General features: G+C 40.4%; 21 protein-coding genes. 10 read left to right on the top strand and 11 right to left on the bottom strand.

Translation table 11 applies throughout. From position 1 onward, the window contains the following. Window positions 1-232: 232 nt before the first annotated feature. Window positions 233-2,290 (top strand): transglycosylase domain-containing protein, encoded by a 2,058-nt coding sequence (locus MKX73_RS09780; RefSeq protein WP_340717262.1) that lies wholly within the window; start codon window positions 233-235, stop codon window positions 2,288-2,290. A gap of 308 nt (window positions 2,291-2,598) precedes the next feature. On the opposite strand, the gene MKX73_RS09775 is transcribed toward MKX73_RS09780, so the two are convergent. Beyond that, window positions 2,599-3,111 carry a YwhD family protein gene (locus MKX73_RS09775; protein WP_340717261.1) on the bottom strand — a complete coding sequence of 171 codons (513 nt, stop codon included), beginning with the start codon at window positions 3,109-3,111 and terminating at the stop codon, window positions 2,599-2,601. A 65-nt stretch (window positions 3,112-3,176) separates the two neighbouring features. On the opposite strand from MKX73_RS09775, the gene MKX73_RS09770 reads away from it, so the two are divergent. Further along, a complete protein-coding gene (locus MKX73_RS09770) occupies window positions 3,177-3,362 on the top strand; it encodes a 2-hydroxymuconate tautomerase (RefSeq protein WP_340717260.1) in 186 nt (61 codons plus the stop codon). A gap of 157 nt (window positions 3,363-3,519) precedes the next feature. Here MKX73_RS09770 and MKX73_RS09765 read toward each other — a convergent pair whose 3' ends face one another. Both MKX73_RS09765 and MKX73_RS09760 read right to left on the bottom strand, forming a co-directional pair. Further along, window positions 3,520-4,827, bottom strand: a complete 1,308-nt coding sequence (locus MKX73_RS09765; protein WP_340717259.1) for an HD domain-containing protein — start codon at window positions 4,825-4,827, stop codon at window positions 3,520-3,522. Between the two features lie 126 nt (window positions 4,828-4,953). Next, window positions 4,954-5,178: a DUF1450 domain-containing protein gene (locus MKX73_RS09760; protein WP_008404549.1), complete on the bottom strand. Its 225-nt coding sequence runs from the start codon at window positions 5,176-5,178 to the stop codon at window positions 4,954-4,956. A 232-nt stretch (window positions 5,179-5,410) separates the two neighbouring features. On the opposite strand from MKX73_RS09760, the gene MKX73_RS09755 reads away from it, so the two are divergent. Continuing rightward, a complete protein-coding gene (locus MKX73_RS09755) occupies window positions 5,411-6,052 on the top strand; it encodes an RsfA family transcriptional regulator (RefSeq protein WP_339175085.1) in 642 nt (213 codons plus the stop codon). Window positions 6,053-6,083: 31 nt separating this feature from the next. Here the strand turns inward: MKX73_RS09755 and MKX73_RS09750 are convergent, their stop codons facing one another. Then, a complete protein-coding gene (locus MKX73_RS09750; protein ID WP_340717258.1) occupies window positions 6,084-6,911 on the bottom strand; it encodes a lipoate--protein ligase family protein in 828 nt (275 codons plus the stop codon). Between the two features lie 165 nt (window positions 6,912-7,076). On the opposite strand from MKX73_RS09750, the gene hemQ reads away from it, so the two are divergent. Then, on the top strand, window positions 7,077-7,814 hold the full coding sequence (hemQ, locus tag MKX73_RS09745) for a hydrogen peroxide-dependent heme synthase (RefSeq protein ID WP_340717257.1): 738 nt from the start codon (window positions 7,077-7,079) through the stop codon (window positions 7,812-7,814). 114 nt (window positions 7,815-7,928) lie between these two features. Here hemQ and MKX73_RS09740 read toward each other — a convergent pair whose 3' ends face one another. Next, window positions 7,929-8,099, bottom strand: coding sequence for a hypothetical protein (locus MKX73_RS09740; protein ID WP_340717256.1), 171 nt, complete (start codon window positions 8,097-8,099; stop codon window positions 7,929-7,931). 228 nt (window positions 8,100-8,327) lie between these two features. On the opposite strand from MKX73_RS09740, the gene MKX73_RS09735 reads away from it, so the two are divergent. From MKX73_RS09735 to MKX73_RS09725, 3 genes are all read left to right on the top strand, one after another. Then, a complete protein-coding gene (locus MKX73_RS09735; RefSeq protein WP_340717255.1) occupies window positions 8,328-8,456 on the top strand; it encodes a hypothetical protein in 129 nt (42 codons plus the stop codon). A gap of 48 nt (window positions 8,457-8,504) precedes the next feature. Beyond that, window positions 8,505-8,825, top strand: a complete 321-nt coding sequence (gerQ, locus tag MKX73_RS09730; RefSeq protein ID WP_340717254.1) for a spore coat protein GerQ — start codon at window positions 8,505-8,507, stop codon at window positions 8,823-8,825. Between the two features lie 158 nt (window positions 8,826-8,983). Further along, window positions 8,984-10,171 (top strand): IS256 family transposase, encoded by a 1,188-nt coding sequence (locus MKX73_RS09725; RefSeq protein WP_340717253.1) that lies wholly within the window; start codon window positions 8,984-8,986, stop codon window positions 10,169-10,171. Window positions 10,172-10,966: 795 nt separating this feature from the next. Here the strand turns inward: MKX73_RS09725 and MKX73_RS09720 are convergent. From MKX73_RS09720 to MKX73_RS09695, 6 genes are all read right to left on the bottom strand, one after another. Continuing rightward, on the bottom strand, window positions 10,967-12,652 hold the full coding sequence (locus tag MKX73_RS09720; RefSeq protein WP_340717252.1) for a methyl-accepting chemotaxis protein: 1,686 nt from the start codon (window positions 12,650-12,652) through the stop codon (window positions 10,967-10,969). After that, window positions 12,649-13,845, bottom strand: coding sequence for a M20 family metallopeptidase (locus MKX73_RS09715; protein WP_340717251.1), 1,197 nt, complete (start codon window positions 13,843-13,845; stop codon window positions 12,649-12,651). The genes MKX73_RS09720 and MKX73_RS09715 overlap by 4 nt, the downstream gene beginning before the upstream one ends. A 134-nt stretch (window positions 13,846-13,979) precedes the next feature. After that, window positions 13,980-14,360 carry a DUF423 domain-containing protein gene (locus tag MKX73_RS09710; RefSeq protein ID WP_340717250.1) on the bottom strand — a complete coding sequence of 127 codons (381 nt, stop codon included), beginning with the start codon at window positions 14,358-14,360 and terminating at the stop codon, window positions 13,980-13,982. Between the two features lie 80 nt (window positions 14,361-14,440). Beyond that, on the bottom strand, window positions 14,441-14,713 hold the full coding sequence (locus tag MKX73_RS09705; protein WP_340717249.1) for a YwdI family protein: 273 nt from the start codon (window positions 14,711-14,713) through the stop codon (window positions 14,441-14,443). Then, entirely contained in the window at window positions 14,710-14,892 is a 183-nt protein-coding gene (locus MKX73_RS09700; protein WP_079524592.1) for a uracil-DNA glycosylase, read from the bottom strand. Before MKX73_RS09700 ends, MKX73_RS09705 begins: the two co-directional genes overlap by 4 nt. Before the next feature lie 66 nt (window positions 14,893-14,958). Next, on the bottom strand, window positions 14,959-15,642 hold the full coding sequence (locus tag MKX73_RS09695; protein WP_340717248.1) for a uracil-DNA glycosylase: 684 nt from the start codon (window positions 15,640-15,642) through the stop codon (window positions 14,959-14,961). A 161-nt stretch (window positions 15,643-15,803) separates the two neighbouring features. On the opposite strand from MKX73_RS09695, the gene thiD reads away from it, so the two are divergent. The 3 genes from thiD to bshB2 all read left to right on the top strand — a co-directional run bounded on the left by thiD (window position 15,804) and on the right by bshB2 (window position 17,912). After that, window positions 15,804-16,652, top strand: coding sequence for a bifunctional hydroxymethylpyrimidine kinase/phosphomethylpyrimidine kinase (gene thiD / locus MKX73_RS09690; protein ID WP_340717247.1), 849 nt, complete (start codon window positions 15,804-15,806; stop codon window positions 16,650-16,652). A gap of 218 nt (window positions 16,653-16,870) precedes the next feature. After that, window positions 16,871-17,221, top strand: a complete 351-nt coding sequence (locus MKX73_RS09685) for a YojF family protein (RefSeq protein ID WP_340718880.1) — start codon at window positions 16,871-16,873, stop codon at window positions 17,219-17,221. 13 nt (window positions 17,222-17,234) lie between these two features. After that, the gene (gene bshB2 / locus MKX73_RS09680; protein ID WP_340717246.1) at window positions 17,235-17,912 is read left to right on the top strand and encodes a bacillithiol biosynthesis deacetylase BshB2; all 678 of its coding nucleotides are present in this window, start codon (window positions 17,235-17,237) and stop codon (window positions 17,910-17,912) included. The last annotated feature ends 64 nt before the right edge of the window (window positions 17,913-17,976 follow it).

The following is a 17,976-nucleotide window of genomic DNA, read 5'->3' as shown; positions in this document are numbered from 1 at the left end:
AAATCTAACATATGAAACTTTTGTTTCGCTATTTTCGTATAATTAAGTGCAACTGACATAATTCGACATTATGGATTGCTTTTGTAATAGCTGCATATACGACTAAATTCGTAAGATGCGCTACGAAAAAGTATAGTTGTTTTCATTAAAAGTGCAATAGAATTTTCATCACTTTTTGTAATTCATTCAATTTATATTGCGCTCTATTAAATAAGAAATGAGGTGGAAAAACTTGAAAAGACAGCAATATAAAAAACGAAAAAAGCGAAAAAATTTCGTGAAAAAAATCGGACTCTTTATGATTGCCCTTTTATGTTTTTTCGCTGTTATGTTCCTTTCATTGCGAATATATGCACAGGTTGCCGGAGCACCGCCACTTACCGTTCCGAAAGCTTCAATTTTTTTAGATAGCAACAATAATCAGATTGGTGACTATTTTACAAAGGAGCGCCGTTACTGGACAGATCTTGATGAAATTTCACCTTACTTAATCGATGCTACTGTTGCAGTAGAAGATAAAGATTTCTTCGAACATAGCGGTTTTGACTTTTCCCGTATTGCAGGGGCCGTTTTGGCGGATATTAAAGCCGGGGGTAAAGTTCAAGGTGCCAGTACGCTGACACAGCAATATGCACGGAATTTATATTTATCCCATGAAAAAACATGGACCCGGAAGTTAAATGAAGCTCTTTTTGCATACCGTTTGGAGTTATTTTACTCAAAAGAAGAAATTTTAGAAGGTTATTTAAATACGGTTTATTACGGACACGGAATGTACGGTGCCGAAGCAGCAAGCCGTTACTTCTACGGCAAATCCGCGAAGGACCTGACATTGGCCGAAGCTTCGATGCTTGCCGGCGTGCCAAAAGGACCGACGTATTATTCGCCGCTTAATAACTTGGAAAAGGCAACAAATCGTCAGCAAGTAATTTTGCGTTTAATGAATGATCAAGGGAAAATTACAGACGATGAAAGAACACGCGCCACATCAGAGCAGGTTGCCCTAAAAAGTGATGAATGGATTGCGACAAAATCAATTGCTCCCTATTTCCTGGATGTTGTATGGGAAGAAGCAAGCGATATTTTAGAAGAGAAAAACCTGAGTATTAGCGAAGGTGGCTGGACGATCCAAACAACACTCAACCAGGCACATCAACGAGCAGCAGAAAATGCCATCAAGACAAATATGCCAAACAGTGATTTGCAAGTTGGTTTTGTAAGTATGGAAGCTGATACTGGTTTTGTAACAGCACTGGTCGGCGGGCGTGATTACAGTGTAAGTTCGTTTAACCGTGTTGCGTTAGGTAATCGTCAGCCGGGTTCTGCCATTAAGCCGATACTGTATGCGGCAGCACTGGAAAAAGATTTTAACCCGATGTCCTTCCTGGATGTAAGTGAAACAACTTTTACGTATGATAGTGGACGAGCAACTTATACACCGCAAAACGTCAATAAAAAATACGCAGATCACGAGCTTTCCATGGCGCAGGCATTGGCGATTTCCGACAATATTTATGCGGTAAAAGCATTGGAAAACATCGGCTACCGATCTTTCCGAGATGTGCAAAAACGTTTCGGACTCAACTATTCTGAAAAAGACGTACCATCCATTGCACTTGGAACGGCAGAAAACTCACTGTATGATTTAACAAACGCCTACAATATCATTGCTGCAGGCGGAGAAAAACGGCAACCGACTACTGTACTGTCTATTACTGATGCCAAAGGAAAAGTCGTTTACAAATATAAGAAACCTGAAAAAGAACTAGTAATTTCCGAGCAGGATGCATTCATCTTAACGCAAATGATGACAGGTATGTTCGACCCTGTATTCAGTGATTACTCTCCGGCGACCGGTTTATCATTGCGTTCACGTATGAGTCACACATATGCAGCCAAATCAGGAACGACAAACAGTGACCAATGGATGATCGGCTTTACACCGAGCTTAACGGCAGGTGTATGGAATGGATATGACCAAGGCAAAACTTTATCTGTCCAGGCTGATATGGCCGCATCCAAGCAAGTATGGATTGACTTCATGGAAACAGCACTTGATGGAAAGGCAAACGAAACATTTACAATGCCAAGCGGAGTAGAACCTGTAACTGTCGATATTCGTACAGGTAAACTGGCTCATGAATCTTGCTCCAGCCAGCGTGTTGTTTACATGAAAACCGAAGATGTACCAAAGGAATCTTGTGCATCATTTGATCTGTTCAATCAGGATTCATGGGGCAACTTCTTTGAATCATTGCCTTTTGAGGCATTGCGCAACTTTTGGGAATAATAATAACTAAAAAAGCTCTTTCGTATCCGGTTTCAGTCCGTGATACGAAAGAGCTTTTCTATTGTGGTGAATGAAAGGATGAGAACCATGGGGCATTCGGCTTGGGAAGGTTCAAATGCCGCATACTGCTCAACCTGTTTCATTTCCCACATGTCCTAGCCTACTATTTCGCAAGCTTTAAATTCAGTTTACTTTCTTTTAGAACCAGTTTCAACCACGGATTTTTTTAATTTTTAAAATTCCACATATTGTTCACTGAATTGTGTGATATTTCTTATAAAATCTAGAATTCAGTAAAGAATGCAGTCTTATGCTAAATCCTGTCTCAATTTTTCTTCACTGTTATTCCACATTTCTTCATTGTGGCTTTTCAGGAAGTCGGACAGTATTTTCTTTGATGGTTCATCCATGTGGTCCACAATAATGTGGCGCTTCATCGATTTATCCATTTTGTTCACATGGTCCGCCAAAATCTTATAGCCACGGCGTTTTTCACGGTTTACGACCATTTCACATGCCGTAACACCGGCAAAATAGGCACCGGATTCTTTATGGTCAATTGTGACCCAGACAAGCCAGTAATCTTTTCCGCCTGCTGAGTCTTCACGGTTCATCGTAAACTTAATACCACGCTCTACTTCACTTTTCGCATGCATTGCTCCAATGTCAACAACTGCTGTTCCTTCTGCGACGTCGACAATGACCGGCGAAACGTTTTCCAGGGAAAGTGAACCGATACCGAATCCTTTATGCCCATCGGTAGGATCATTTTTTATTATTGTAAAACCCATTTTCGGTTTCGGTTTTTCTTCATTTGCCATTGTAAATCCCTCCAAATACGCTAATATAAATACTATACACTATATTTTAACTAGGAGGCGACTATATGCCAATCGTTACAATTAAAATGGTTGAGGGCCGTACTGATGACCAAAAACGCGCGCTCGTTGAAGAAGTTACACAAGCTGTTATTAAAGCAGTTGACGCACCAGCAGAAAACGTATCAGTCATTATTGAAGAAATGTCTAAAAACCACTTTGCAAAAGGTGGCGTACGCTACAGCGACCAATAATGGTTCAATAGCGCTGAATGTCGGTTAATTAATAAATATGAAACACCTCAATCTTCTCCAGGGAAAGAAGATTGAGGTGTTTTTAATTTCGCGCTATCAATTTTTGTAACTCTGCGGAATTTTCCCGTGTATCCTGATGCATGGTCTCCTGCTTATATTACACTTCCTCAATGAGCTGCTTAATTTCGTTGCGCAATGCGGCTGGAATCCGCCCGTCTGTAAATAGCTCTTCGGGATAATACACTTTATGGTCCACTTTAATGCGACCGGCAATCGCTTCAACGATCTGGCTTTCCTCCGATAGTTCACGCTGCATCCCATCCTGCATAAGCAGATAAATCGGCTTCTTCGTCCCTTCAATACCTGGGCGATAGAAGTCATACGGTAAATCCGATGTAGAATCATGCACTAAATAATATTCCGGGTCAATGCCAGCCTGTAAAAATAATCGTTGCAGCTGTGCATATACTTCGGGCTGTTTATATGGATTCAAATTCGTATATTGGAACAGTTTCCGGTTGACGAATCTCTTGCACAAATCCCGTAAAATCTCATCGTCCTCTTCCATCCAAAATTGGAAATACGCCAGCATGATACTTTCATCAAGTGCAATATAGTCTTCCAATGTAACATTTCCTTTGAAAAAAGATATAAATGGCGTCGGTTCGAATTTAAATGGATAATCATTTTTGCACAGCACTTTCACCCGTTTCAAAATATGGTTCAGCACAACTTCCGCACTTCTTGATACCGGATGGAAATATATTTGCAAATACATTTGGTAGCGGCTCATAATGTAGTGCTCGACCGCATGCATTCCGCTTTCTTTTATTACGACGCCATTCTCGCGCGGACGCATAACACGCATGATGCGCTCCATATCAAAATGGCCGTAGCTGACACCTGTATAATACGCATCACGTTGCAGGTAATCCATACGGTCGGCATCGATCTGACTGGAAATCAGGCTGACAACCAGTTCATTTGGATACGTTTTTTCAATCACTTGCGCAACTTTTTCCGGGAAGTCATCTGCCACACGACGGAGTACGGCATTTACCTCTGTATCCCCCAGCAGAATCTGGCGTGTAAAATATTCATGGTCTGTTTCAAATACATTTTCAAATGCATGGGAGAACGGGCCGTGCCCTAAATCATGCAGTAATGCGGAACATAATACGAGTAAACGCTCGGACTCATCCCATTCTTTTCTTCCTTTAAATACATCATCCACAATACGGCGGACAATTTCATAAACGCCCAACGAGTGATTGAACCGGCTATGTTCAGCTCCGTGGAACACTAAATACGTCGTACCAAGCTGCTTGATACGGCGCAGTCTTTGAAATTCTCTTGTTTTGACCAAATCCCAGATGACTTGATCCCGTACGTGAATATAGCGATGGACAGGGTCTTTAAAAACTTTTTCCTCTTGCAGTTTCGTTTTTGCATATGTCGTCAACACAGCTGGCCCACCTCCTTATCTCTTAACATCATTATAAGTGAGTTATCATGGAAATAGAAATGAATCTGCCAAAAACGCAAAAAGGACGTGTTCTGAAATATTTCAGAACGCGTCCTTTTTACGCTGTTACTTTTTCAATTTGTCGAGTACCTTTACCATTAACTCCTCTTCAGTTAATGCGGCAACTGGACGGTTATTTACAAATGTAAATGTTTTTTTGCGGCCGGGGCCACAATATGAATGACAGCCAATTTCAATCGTTGCTTCTGGATCAATTTCCTTTAATTTTGGAATTAACGTCTTTAAATTAACGGCCTGACATTCATCGCAAACGTGGAATAAGTTTGCCATAGTGTCAACACCTCTCTATGAGCTATTTTCGCTGTTTTAACCTATTTGTTATTGTATCTCATTTAGCTTATTTCATTCAAGCATTATCCTAGCAATTCCCGTCAAACTTCTGCTAGGAACATATTTCTCATCATTCTAGCAACAATTTACGATATATTGAATAAATGTTTTCCCCTTTGGACATGATAGATTTACAACAACAAAACTATTATTAATTCAGGGGGAGTTTTTGATGACAAAAACAAGACAAGATGCATGGGTGAAAGAGAATGATGAGCTGTTAGCAGAGGCTGTTTTACGCCATGTAAAAGAAGGAAGTACACAATTAAATGCATTTGAAGAAGCTGGAGATTTACTGAACCGAACAGCAGCAGCTTGCGGTTTTCGCTGGAACGCCGTAGTACGACGTATTTATGAAGAAGAACTGGCACAGGCGAAAAAGGAACGTAAAGAACGTATGCGCATGATGAATACAGCTACAAAACGCAGAACAACACCAGTATACTTACTGCCGTCAAATGAAAATCAGCCAACTTCGATTCCATTATCGGCATTATCACTCGATATCGTCATTGCATACTTAGTACAACTGCAGCATACGAATTCAAATGAGCAGGACTTGTTGAAATGGCGCAAATTGACATCACTATTAACGGAACAGAAAAACCAGCTTGAGCAACAGCTGGCAGCACTACAAAAGGAAAATAAAGCGATTAAAGAAGATTACGAGCAGTTTGTTTCTATTATGAACCGCGCAAGACGACTTGTAGCACTAGAAACAGATACTGAGGCTACTCCTACATTCAAAATGGAGCGTAACGGCAACTTGATTTCCCAAACATCGTTAAATGATTCAGGCGAAGCGCTATATTAGCACCTCGCCTTCTTTTTATTTATTTGCTTATTTATTTGCTTAGCATCGATTCATTGCGCTTGAACACGCGGTCTAAATAATAGTTATACAATTCCATTTCCTCTTGCTGCAATGGCAGTTCAAACAGCTGGCCATTCTTTTGGCTCAATAGATTGCGCAGTCTTTCATTCACTTCGAATACTGTCAGGTTTTGCCCTGTCAGCTGTTGAAGTGAAGCCATCACTTCCGGCTTGATATCCGGATACTCGAATTTCGTTTTCTCGCCTTGCAGACCACTTTCATAAAAACGTTTAATCAGTTCCGCACGCTCACTGCCGCTGCCTTCTACACATAAATAAATTTGAACGGCAATCCCGTTTTTCATACGACGCTGTGAAATACCGGCAAACTTTTGACCACCGATACTTAAATCATATGAACCAGGACAATAAGAACCAACAATTTCATATGCTTCTATTTTCGTTGCAATCTCGGGGAATAACTGACGAATCAATGCAACCATCATTTCAAACGCATTATTAATACTTAACGGCTTGTCCTCATTTATGACAATCGAAATATTTAAAACTCCCGCATCCAATACGACCGCCAGTCCTCCAGAATTGCGGACAATCGGCTCATAACCGCTGTTCTTCAATGTATCCATCCCCTGCTCAATATAAGGCAATCGGTGATCCTGGATTCCGAGAACGACTGCGTCATGATGAACCCACGTACGTATTGTCGAATTGGTCATTTTCTGACCGACAAGATGACAAAGTGTATCATCCATCGCAAAGGACTCTAATGGCGAGCGTTTATTTGCGCTAATCGACTGGTCGATAAAACGCCACATTGTTTGCTGCAAAATATCATTCATATTTTATACTCCTAGCCTAATTTTTCCTCACTTTAGCATACCGTATTTTAAAGTCATGTCAAATTGGTGAATTGACAGAATTTGCAGCTTTGAAATGATATTTTTTATTGAAACTATGCTACACTAATTGTGAATCATTTTCATTTACAAGGAGTGTTTGAACAGATGAATGAAGCAGCAATTACATTAGATGGCTGGTACGCATTACATGATTTCCGCTCAATGGACTGGGCATCATGGAAATTGGTTTCGGCTGAAGAACGCGAAGCCGCTACAAAAGAATTTATCGCATTTTTAGAAGACTTAAATAAAGATACAGGTTCGAATGCTTTTTACTCAATCATTGGCCAAAAAGCGGATTTCATGATTATGACTTTACGTGAAACACCTGAAGAACTGAATGAAATCGAAACAAAATTCGCGAAATTGGCAATTGCCGATTTTACAATTCCAACGTATTCTTACGTTTCTGTTGTCGAATTATCGAACTATTTAGCAGGTAAATCAGATGAAGATCCATATCAGAACCCGCATGTTCGTGCGCGTTTATATCCTGAACTGCCAAAGTCAAAATACGTATGCTTCTATCCAATGGACAAAAAACGCGAAGGCAATGACAACTGGTACATGCTTTCAATGGAAGATCGTAAAAAATTGATGTATGACCACGGTATGATCGGCCGCAGCTATGCAGGTAAAATCAAACAGATCATTACAGGTTCTGTCGGTTTGGATGATCACGAGTGGGGCGTTACATTATTCTCTGATGATATGCTTCAGTTCAAGAAAATCGTTTACGAAATGCGCTTTGATGAAGTTTCAGCACGCTACGGCGAATTCGGCGAGTTCCTGGTCGGAAACTTGCTGGACAATGAAAAACTTGAAAAACTGTTAGCGATTTAAAGACTTATACACCCGTTTCTCCTTGATGTTTGGCTTACCCAAACGACCGAGGTTAAACGGGTTTATTTTTTCTCTGAACATAAAAAGATGAACCGATTGATTTCGGCTCATCTTTTACGTATGATCATCCTGCATTTTTAAAATTATTATAATTGTATTAATAAATAAACCGATGACGATTAGTAGAACCAATAAATACCAATGTATCGGCTGTTCATAAAGAATTGCAACCGCAAAGGACAGTAATGCGCTAATTATTATGCCTAACCAAACCCCTATATTCATGATGTTCCACTCCCGCGCTTTTCGTCAACACCGGCAACAATCTCTCGTATATTTACTTTATTATTACCCTTTTTATTGAAATTTATTACATACCCAACTAATAATCCTATTGTATGTTGCATAGTCAAAAAACAACACTGTTTCGGTGTTCATTTTTTTTATTTATGCATATACTAAATCGAAAAAGGAGGTCACATCGAACGCCTAAACTTCAAATAAAAGGTTTACATGCCGCCCTTCTTTCTCGGTTACAGTGCGGCAGAAGGTGATGCAAGTGCCCTGCTTAGTGTGAAAACAGAGAAACAGCAGCTATTTCTTCGTTTACTGTTTCTTGCACCGACAATTGTAGTATATTAAATTTTTTTATGAAAGGATGCAAAATTGACTTACTATTGGACGTCTCCAATGCAACAGATGAGTCCTGCGACAGTTCCGATGCCTACAACTATGCAAGGTATGCAAGGAGTAGGCTTTCCACGTGAGGAATCCTATATCGAGAATATTTTACGATTAAACAGAGGAAAACCGGGTACGTTTTATTTTTCATTTGATAATGCGGTAGCTGGCAGTAATACACGGGCGGTTCGCGGAGTTGTGGAAGCTGCCGGTCGTGACCATGTAATTTTACGCGATTTAAAAAATAACCATCGCTTCCTGTTCCCGATGATTTACTTCGACTATGCGGAGTTCGATGAAGAATTGAGTTACTTTACACAGCAACCATAAAAAAGTAAGGCGCCTCATCAAGCGCCTTTTTTTGTTGGCGAAATACTTAGGGGGAAAAGTCTTGCTGGGAATATGTATATATAATTGTGTAAAAGTGAAAAGTCATATCAATTCCAGGGTAAATGTATTGTGCTACCAAAACATTAGGAGGAATTAATATGACTCAACTTAATCTTAACCTAAATCTAGAAGAAATTGAAGCAGCGATACTCGGATCTGATATGGACAACATCATTAAATCTTCGGTTATTTTAATGTTAAATCAATACATGGAACATGAACGTGACGCCTATCTTCAAGCAGAAGCCTATGAACGAAACGATACACGGGTAACACAGCGCAATGGTTATTACGAACGTGACTATACTTTGGCGATTGGTAAGATTTCATTAAAGGTTCCTCGTACACGTGACGGAAAGTTTTCGACGACTTTATTTGAACGTCATCAACGGATGGATAAAGCCTTTATTCAGTCGATGATGGAAATGGTTGTACAGGGCGTTTCCACACGTCGCGTGACAAAAATCGTAGAGGAACTCATTGGCGAAACGGTATCCGCCTCTTTTATTTCTACACTAACGAAGCGTTTGGATCCGCTCATTAAAGAGTGGGCCAGCCGTAAACTTGACCATTGTCACTTTGCGTTTTTATATGTAGATGCCATGTATATCAAAGTGCGGGAAAACCGCAAAATTGTGTCAAAGGCGGTTTATATAGCGGCGGGATTAAGAGCGGATGGAAAGACAGAAATCATTGGGTTTAAAGTGGCGAGCGTGGAGAGTTATACAGCCTGGAAAGGCTTTTTCCAAGAGCTTCTGGAGCGTGGACTGAACAAGCCTGAACTGGTTATTTCGGATGCGCATGTAGGCTTGAAGAAAGCCATTTCTGAATGCTTTTTAGGGACAGGCTGGCAACGCTGCCTCTTCCATTTTACACGAAATATTTTTACAAAACTTCCGAAAAAAGATACCCGAGCTTTTCGTCGTAAAGTAGCTGCTATTTTCCGGGAAGATACATTAAAAGATGCCAAGTTAAAATACCAGGCTCTCCAAGATGAATACAGTGAAGTGGATAAATATGAAAAAGCGATGGATGTATTGGAACAAGGTTTCGATGAAGTGACACAATACTATCAGTTTAAACCGGCGATTCACCGCTTTATCCGAACAACGAACCGGGTAGAAAATATTAATCAACAAATTAGACGGAGAGAAAAAGTAATTAGAATCTTTCCGAATCATGACTCGGCAACCCGTCTAATCGGCGCAGTATTAATGGATATTGATGATGAGATAAAGAAGAAATCACCTATGTTTAGTTATAAAAACGTGTATGTAGAAGAATAAAAAAGTGAATAGTAAAGCGCGAAATATAGGATTTCTAGGAAAGGGCTAGCCCTTTCCTAGAAATCCTATATCAACTAACAAAGAGCACATACAAAAACCCAAAAAGCATTTTACACAAGATTCTGCACTTGACTCTTGCTGGAATTTTATTAGAACAAATGTGGGGGTTATTAGAAGATTCGTGTGTGATATTAGAAGAAATTAGTGTGTTATTAGAAGAAACGGGGCGGATATTAGAAGATGGCTGAAATGGCATTGAATTGGAGCTGAACTTGCCCGAATTTGAGGCAGGAAAAGTCTTGCGGGAATTTTATTAGAACAATTGAGTGGTTTATTAGAAGATTCGTACGTGATATTAGAAGAAGTTAATGTGTTATTAGAAGAAACGGGGCGGATATTAGAAGATGGCTGAAATGGTATTAAATTGGAGCTGAACTTGCCCGAATTTGAGGCAGGAAAAGTCTTGCGGGAATTTTATTAGAACAATTGAGTGGTTTATTAGAACTTTGGAGCGTGATATTAGAAGATTGGGCACCGATATTTGAACATTTCGAAGTGATATTAGAACAACTGCACGATATATTAGAAAATCGCAATTTTATTAGAAGAATTCAATTTATATTAGAAGAAAAAACTTTTTATTAGAAGAATTACCTTCTTGTTAGAAATTAACAGCCTTCTCTAGAACGGATCAGCTTTTATTGCCCCGCCCTCCCTTCTCCACAGCGCTTTTTTTATTGCAGTAAAACGTGCAGCAGCAAAAACGGCACCTTTATAAGGTACCGTTTTGAAGAATCATACTTTAAACTGCTGAATTTCCTGCTGGAGTGTTTGTGCATTGTCGCTTAGTGAGACGGCTACTGCATTTACCTGTTGCATTGTAGCGGTCTGTTCCTCTACTGCTGCTGCAATCATTTCCAAGTTGCCGCTTGACTCATTAGAGCTATGGGCAATTTCATTTACCGATGCCGTCACCTGCTCAGCGCTTGCAGAAAGCTCTTCGGAAGTAGCTGAAATTTCCTGGATTTGCATCGACATTTGTGTCACTGCATCTACAATTGTTGTAAATGATTCACCGGCATGCGAAATAATCTTCACGCCGTCTTCCACAGATACTAACGAGTCCGATACAGCACGTTCAACGTTTTCCGTATCTGCTTTAATTTCAAGTGTTAAGTTAACGATAGAATTGGCCGATGATTTCGATTGTTCAGCCAGCTTCCGCACTTCATCTGCTACGACAGCGAACCCTTTTCCATGTTCTCCGGCGCGCGCGGCTTCAATTGCTGCATTCAATGCCAATAAATTCGTCTGATCAGTAATCGAAGTGATTAATTGGGAAATGTTATTAATTTCTTCTGTTTGTTGCGCCAGTTTTTGCACTAGAGCATTTACAGAATTTGTCGATGAACTGATAATGCTCATTTGCTGTTGGGCATCATAAATAATTTGCCCGCCATCTTTAGCTGTCTGTGTCGCATCAACTGAATTTCCAAGTAATTTTTGCGTTGATTCCGCAATTCGTTGTACACCTGCTGCTGTTTCTTCCATTGCACGGGCACTTTCATTTGATGCCTGGGCAGAAATTTGTGCTCTTTCGGCTGTATCATTTACACGAACCGTAACATCTTCCGTCGTCGCCGATATTTCTTCGGTACTTGCCGAAAGTTCCTGCGCTGCCGCATTTACTTGCTCTGAATTAACCTGAATATTTTTAATTAGGTTCGACAAATTGTTTTTCATCGAATTGAACGCATTGCCTAACTGGCCAATTTCATCCTTTGTTTTCACTTGAATATCTTGCTGCGATAAATCTCCTGCTGCAATAATATTGGCCTCATTTACAATACCATTCAATGGAGAAATGATTGTTTTACGAATATATATCATTACAAGTATGCCGATAAGAACACTGATCGCTAATGCGATAGCGGCAACTAAAACAGAAAAGGCAATTGCATCATCGGCTTTCTTGTTGATCGCATCGAGCTGATTTTCCTGATATTCGACCATCTGAGCCGTTGCATCGAACATACCGTCATTTGCCGTGCGCAGCTTCGTATTTATAAAACCGTTTGCGAGTATTTGATCTCCCCGTTCAAAAGCATCCATCATATCAAGATAACCGTAATTAAAGTCATCCCGGTACTTGATGATTTGCTCCATCAGTTCTTTCATCGTTGCGCTTGATACTAGTTCACTTAAATATTCAATCTCCTGATCCAATAATTCGTTATACTGCTTAAAGCTTTCGGCGGATTCCTCTTTTCCGTCAAAAACAAGTGCACGTACATACATTCCTTGCATCGCCACATTAAAACGGATTTTGTCCACGGAACGAATCTGCTCTACCCGGTAGTCGAGTGCTTCATCCATATTTCCCTGTATATTTTTCAAACTTATATAGTTAAGTGCTACTGTAATCATAATTAATATGATCATTATGACTAATGCAGCATTTAACCTTTTTCCTACACTCATGATGATTCCTCTTCTCGTTGTTCATTTAATAAAAATTCTAATGTTGCCTGTCCAAGAACTTTTGCAGCGATAAGCATTGCCCGTTCATCAAAATCAAACCGGGCATGATGATGCGGATATACCGTTTCCCACTCCGGATTCTTTGCTCCCGTAAAGAAGAAAGTCCCTGGAACATGCTGCATATAGTAGCCGTAATCCTCCCCGATCATAAACGGAGGACAAACCGTGACCTTTTCAACACCTGGTGTTTCAGTTGCTATTTGTGAAATAAATTGTGTTTCGGTTGCATGATTGATGACAGGCGGATATCCATCGAAATACTCAAAACTGTAGTCAGCATGCATGCCTAAACATGTCGCTTTCAATAATAATTCGATTTCCTCTTTCATCTGTTTTCGCACCTGTTCATCAAAGGCACGTACAGTCCCTTGAATTTTCACTGTATCCGCGATGACATTGAACGGATTGACCGCTTCAAATTGTCCGACCGTCACCACACCTGATTCAAGTGGTGCAACACGGCGTGAAACAATTGTCTGTAATTGTGTGACAAAATGTGCACCAACTACGATTGCATCAACCGAATGCTGAGGTTCTGCACCATGTCCGCCCTTACCTTGGATGACAATTTCAAAACGGTCTGCTGCTGCCATAATGGCGCCTTCTCGCACAAGCACTTCTCCTAAAGGAGTCGGTGCCCATAAATGAGTTCCAAAAATTGCGTCCACACCATCCAAACAGCCGTCTTCAATCATTGCCTTTGCCCCTCCAGGAGCAAGCTCTTCTGCATGCTGATGGATAAATACAATATTGCCGGATAGATGTTCCCGCATTTCTGCCAAAACTTTCGCCAAAACGAGTAATGTTGCCGTATGACCATCATGACCGCAAGCATGCATTACTCCATCATTTTTCGATTTATAGGGAAAATCATTCAGTTCCTGAATTGCCAAAGCGTCAAAATCCGCACGTAAAGCTACAGTCTTTCCTTGTTTTGCCCCTTTTAATGTGGCTACGACACCACGCCCTCCAACATATTCTCGCACTTCCAAACCTAGTTCACGGTGGAAATTGGCAATATATGCCGGTGTATGTACTTCATGATGAGATAGTTCCGGATGCTCATGTAAATAGCGTCGAATAATTACCATCTCTTCAAAATTTTCTTCTAACTTCAATAATAATTGGTTCATTTTCCTTACCCCTTTACTCTCTTACTTTATAACTATACAATAAATTCAAATAATTTAGATAAAAGTTTTGACTTTCCTAATAAAATAATAAAAAAAGCATATACTTCCATTTCAAGAAGTATATGCTACGAAATTCACTGAGTCTTTTTTACTACTGCTGTTATAATCATAATCCAGCCCACTAAGAAGAATACCCCGCCAATAGGAGTAATAGCCCCTAGTATGCCGATTCCTGTTAACGCTAATACCATTAAGCTCCCCGCGAAGATTATGATACCTGCATTAAAGCAGAACATAGCAATCTTCAACTGCTTCACTTCACCGAAAATAGCTTTCGACATTAAAATACCGACCAAAATAAGGGCTGTTGCATGAAACATTTGATACTGGATAGCTGTATCCCAAATGCCGGCACTGTAATCATCGAGCAAATCTTCCAGTGCATGTGCTGCAAAGGCGCCTAATGCAACTGCCAAAAATCCGTGGATCGCACCGGATATAATTGAACCTTTCATTTCTTTTACCTCTTTCTTTTTCTAATACAGATTTCATCCCGATAATAGGAGGATTCCATTCCGACGGGCATATCTCTCTGTTAAAAATCAAATAACGAGTCACCGTTTGCATCGTCTTCTTCAAGCTTTTGTGCTGGAACTGCGACCGGCTGCGTGTACACGGGTGACGAGATTGTTGCACTCATGCTATTTATGGAAGCAGGTTTTGGCGAACTGATTTTTTCGTCTAAAACGACATCACATAGTGCACGAATTGCCGCAAGTTTTTCACGGGCTTGTTGTTCTGTTGCTGCCTGTGCTGCTTCTGTTGTCAATATTCCAATTTGCTTAACAATCGATTCATACGTAATCATCGCTTTTGCCCACCTTCTCTATTTTTTGGTACAAACTTCAAGCAGTCCATTCCCGAAGACTGTTTTACAACGAGAGATGGCAGCTGTTTTGTTTTAAAGCCGTATGCTGTGCAACCGCGCGGATTAAACTGATCCCATGTCACACGAAAATGCTGGCATTTAAAGCAATCTACTTTCATTTGCCGTTCCCTCTCTTTCTATAAATACTTTACCATGCTTTCAGGCAAAAGTTTAGCTTGTTTCCCCTATTTCTTCGTTAAGCACCAGTCAATCGGCTGTTGACCTAACGACAGGAGTGCTTCGTTTGCTTTTGAATAGGGTCTGCTTCCGAAAAAGCCGCGGTGTGCGCTTAACGGACTCGGATGTGGCGATTGCAAAATAATATGTTTATCTGAAATTCGTTCTATTAACATCCGTTTACTTTGCGCCGGTTTTCCCCATAATAAAAATACAATTGGCTGATCACGTTTTGCGAGATGTTCAATAATAGCATTCGTCAACTGTTCCCAACCTTGCCCTTTATGGGAATTGGCTTTGCCTGCCTGTACAGTTAAAACAGTGTTCAGTAATAATACGCCCTGCTTTGCCCACGACGTTAAATCCCCATGTTCCGGGATTTCACAGCCAATGTCCTGCTGCAGTTCCTTCATCATATTTTTTAGACTCGGCGGCAATTTTTGCCCTTTTTCAACCGAAAAACTTAATCCATGTGCCTGATTCGGACCATGATATGGATCTTGCCCCAATATGACTACTTTTACATCATTGTAATCCGTTAGCTGGAGGGCATTGAAAATATTCTCCTTCTCCGGATACACTGTTGCTTCGTTGTATTGTCTTACTAAAAATGTCTCAAGAAGTTTATAATACGGCTCCTCCGCTTCACGGGCCAATAAATCTTTCCAACTATTCGTTAACTGTTCCATCATAATTTCCACCTCATTTTAAACACTATTGAATTTGCTGCTGAAGTTCAAGCGATGCTCTGGCATTATAGATTTTTCGTTTTCTGACTATTTTTATATAGTCAGCTAGACGTTATACTTAACCTAATTATAATTCGAATATTCACTTTAAGGAGATATGCTATATGACACTTAAAAAAACTTTAACAATTGCCGGTTCTGATACTTCTGCAGGCGCGGGCATGCAAGCCGATTTAAAAGCTTTCCAGGAACATGGCACATACGGAATGGTCGCACTGACAGTTGTTGTGACAATGGATCCGAAAACTTGGAGCCACTCAGTGACACCACTGCCGACAGAATTATTGCAAAAGCAAATCGATACTGCCCTTTCAACTGGTGTTGATGCCATTAAGACAGGCATGCTTTCAACTGAAGAAATTATTCAAATGGCTTCAAAAGCGATTCAGGCTTCAGGTACAGATAAAATTGTCATCGATCCAGTTATGGTCTGCAAAGGCGAAGATGAAGTATTGAACCCTGGCAACACAACTGCAATGATTAAATATTTATTACCCTATGCGACAGTTGTAACACCTAACCTTTTCGAAGCAGGACAGCTGGCAGGCACAACAACGCCGAAAACAATCGAGCAAATGCAAGCTGCCGCTGTGAAAATCCATGAACTTGGCGCAAAAAATGTTGTAATTAAAGGTGGAAAAGCCTTAGTACATGATAAAGCAGTTGATTTGTTCTATAATGGAGTAGAATTTAAATTATTAGAAACAGAAAAAGTTTCTTCTACTTATAATCATGGGGCAGGCTGTACTTTTGCAGCGAGTATTTGTGCAAACTTAGCAAATGGTCTTTCTGTTGAGGAATCGGTTATTGAAGCGAAAGAATTCGTTTCAGCGGCGATTAAACATGGATGGGCTTTAAATGAACATGTTGGACCAGTAATGCACGGGGCAAAACCACGCTTCGGTGCACCTGAAGTTACTGTTACAACAATTCCAAACTATCTACATGCATAAAAACTTCTACAAGTAGAAGTTTGCCTCCGGCGGATGTCACACATTCGGTAATGAGGTCTTTGCGTCAGTGCAAAACCGAATCCGGACGCAATTACGCTAAGGTGTAATTGATTTGGCGTCACACAAGAACTCGATTCTTGTGTGACTTTTTCGTTTCCCCGTCGAATATATTTGACTATACTAATAATAGAAAGATTCGAAAGGAGTTAATAAGAGTGATGAAGGAAGTAAATACTAACGAGCTCCAAGAGTTAATTAATTCTTTTGCGAACAAAGACGTTTTTATCCATCTTGAAACTACAAACGGCTCTTATGCAACACATTACAATGAAAGCTTTTTCAATGCAGGCGCATTTATCCGCAATGTACAAATACGCTATGAATTAGGAAAAGTTGTAGGAGACGCACCGCACCGTGTCGGCCTTAAAATGCCGCATGGCTGGGTTTACGCGCAAGGAATTACACATTTTGAACTGGACGATCAAGGTCGATTACTAATGGCCGGATTAGATAATACTGGAAAGCTGGCGGTTGCATTAGAAATCAGCGAAACGCCATTTGCTTATTAAGGAGGTTGCTTATATGACATTACAAGAAGAACGTCACGTTTTAGTCGTTTATCCGCACCCGGATGATGAAGCCTTTTCAGTTGCAGGTACTTTACGTTTATTCCACAACATGGGAGTTCCAGTTACATATGCCTGTTTAACTTTGGGCGAGATGGGACGAAACTTAGGAAATCCGCCATTTGCAACGCGTGAATCATTGCCGGAAATCCGCCGAAAAGAGCTGATGGAAGCATGTGAAGCAATGGGTATCGGTGATTTGCGTATGATGGGTTTACGTGACAAAACAGTTGAATTTGAAGATGATGAGAAAATGGTCAAGCTCGTTAATGATTTAATTGTCGAGCTGAATCCATCACTAATCTTTACATTTTTACCTGGCTTTGCTGTCCACCCCGATCATGAAGCAACTGGACGCGCTGTGCTGGAAGCCGTACGTCGTATCGATAAAAAGTACCGCCCACGTATTTTAGCTTGTGCGTTTGCGAATGATACGGTCGAAAAAAACGGCGAGCCGGATGTTACAATCGACATCCAGTCTGTCAAAGCAGACAAATTAAAAGCTTTAAAAGCCCATGCTTCTCAAACTGCCTGGATGATTCAAGACGCAGAAAAACGGGTAGATACTGGTGATGTGTCACTGGATAACTGGTTAAATCACGAACAGTTTTATACTGTCACATTTAATGATTAATGCATATTTATAATTTCAAGGACGTTTGCATATTTTTTGATTTGCAGACGTCTTTTTTTCTCTT

It is taken from the genome of Solibacillus sp. FSL W7-1436 (assembly GCF_038007305.1).
Classification (GTDB): domain Bacteria; phylum Bacillota; class Bacilli; order Bacillales_A; family Planococcaceae; genus Solibacillus.
The sequence above is the reverse complement of the archived record's forward strand: the minus strand, read 5'-3'. Positions and strand labels throughout refer to the sequence as shown.

Coding starts and splice junctions, on each gene's coding strand:
- MKX73_RS09775 (WP_340717261.1), bottom strand. CDS start 3,111: ATGGCAAATGAAGAAAAACCGAAACCGAAAATGGGTTTTACAATAATA.
- MKX73_RS09770 (WP_340717260.1), top strand. CDS start 3,177: ATGCCAATCGTTACAATTAAAATGGTTGAGGGCCGTACTGATGACCAA.
- MKX73_RS09760 (WP_008404549.1), bottom strand. CDS start 5,178: ATGGCAAACTTATTCCACGTTTGCGATGAATGTCAGGCCGTTAATTTA.
- MKX73_RS09755 (WP_339175085.1), top strand. CDS start 5,411: ATGACAAAAACAAGACAAGATGCATGGGTGAAAGAGAATGATGAGCTG.
- MKX73_RS09750 (WP_340717258.1), bottom strand. CDS start 6,911: ATGAATGATATTTTGCAGCAAACAATGTGGCGTTTTATCGACCAGTCG.
- hemQ (WP_340717257.1), top strand. CDS start 7,077: ATGAATGAAGCAGCAATTACATTAGATGGCTGGTACGCATTACATGAT.
- MKX73_RS09740 (WP_340717256.1), bottom strand. CDS start 8,099: ATGAATATAGGGGTTTGGTTAGGCATAATAATTAGCGCATTACTGTCC.
- MKX73_RS09735 (WP_340717255.1), top strand. CDS start 8,328: ATGCCGCCCTTCTTTCTCGGTTACAGTGCGGCAGAAGGTGATGCAAGT.
- gerQ (WP_340717254.1), top strand. CDS start 8,505: ATGCAACAGATGAGTCCTGCGACAGTTCCGATGCCTACAACTATGCAA.
- MKX73_RS09725 (WP_340717253.1), top strand. CDS start 8,984: ATGACTCAACTTAATCTTAACCTAAATCTAGAAGAAATTGAAGCAGCG.
- MKX73_RS09720 (WP_340717252.1), bottom strand. CDS start 12,652: ATGAGTGTAGGAAAAAGGTTAAATGCTGCATTAGTCATAATGATCATA.
- MKX73_RS09715 (WP_340717251.1), bottom strand. CDS start 13,845: ATGAACCAATTATTATTGAAGTTAGAAGAAAATTTTGAAGAGATGGTA.
- MKX73_RS09710 (WP_340717250.1), bottom strand. CDS start 14,360: ATGAAAGGTTCAATTATATCCGGTGCGATCCACGGATTTTTGGCAGTT.
- MKX73_RS09705 (WP_340717249.1), bottom strand. CDS start 14,713: ATGATTACGTATGAATCGATTGTTAAGCAAATTGGAATATTGACAACA.
- MKX73_RS09700 (WP_079524592.1), bottom strand. CDS start 14,892: ATGAAAGTAGATTGCTTTAAATGCCAGCATTTTCGTGTGACATGGGAT.
- MKX73_RS09695 (WP_340717248.1), bottom strand. CDS start 15,642: ATGATGGAACAGTTAACGAATAGTTGGAAAGATTTATTGGCCCGTGAA.
- thiD (WP_340717247.1), top strand. CDS start 15,804: ATGACACTTAAAAAAACTTTAACAATTGCCGGTTCTGATACTTCTGCA.
- MKX73_RS09685 (WP_340718880.1), top strand. CDS start 16,871: ATGAAGGAAGTAAATACTAACGAGCTCCAAGAGTTAATTAATTCTTTT.
- bshB2 (WP_340717246.1), top strand. CDS start 17,235: ATGACATTACAAGAAGAACGTCACGTTTTAGTCGTTTATCCGCACCCG.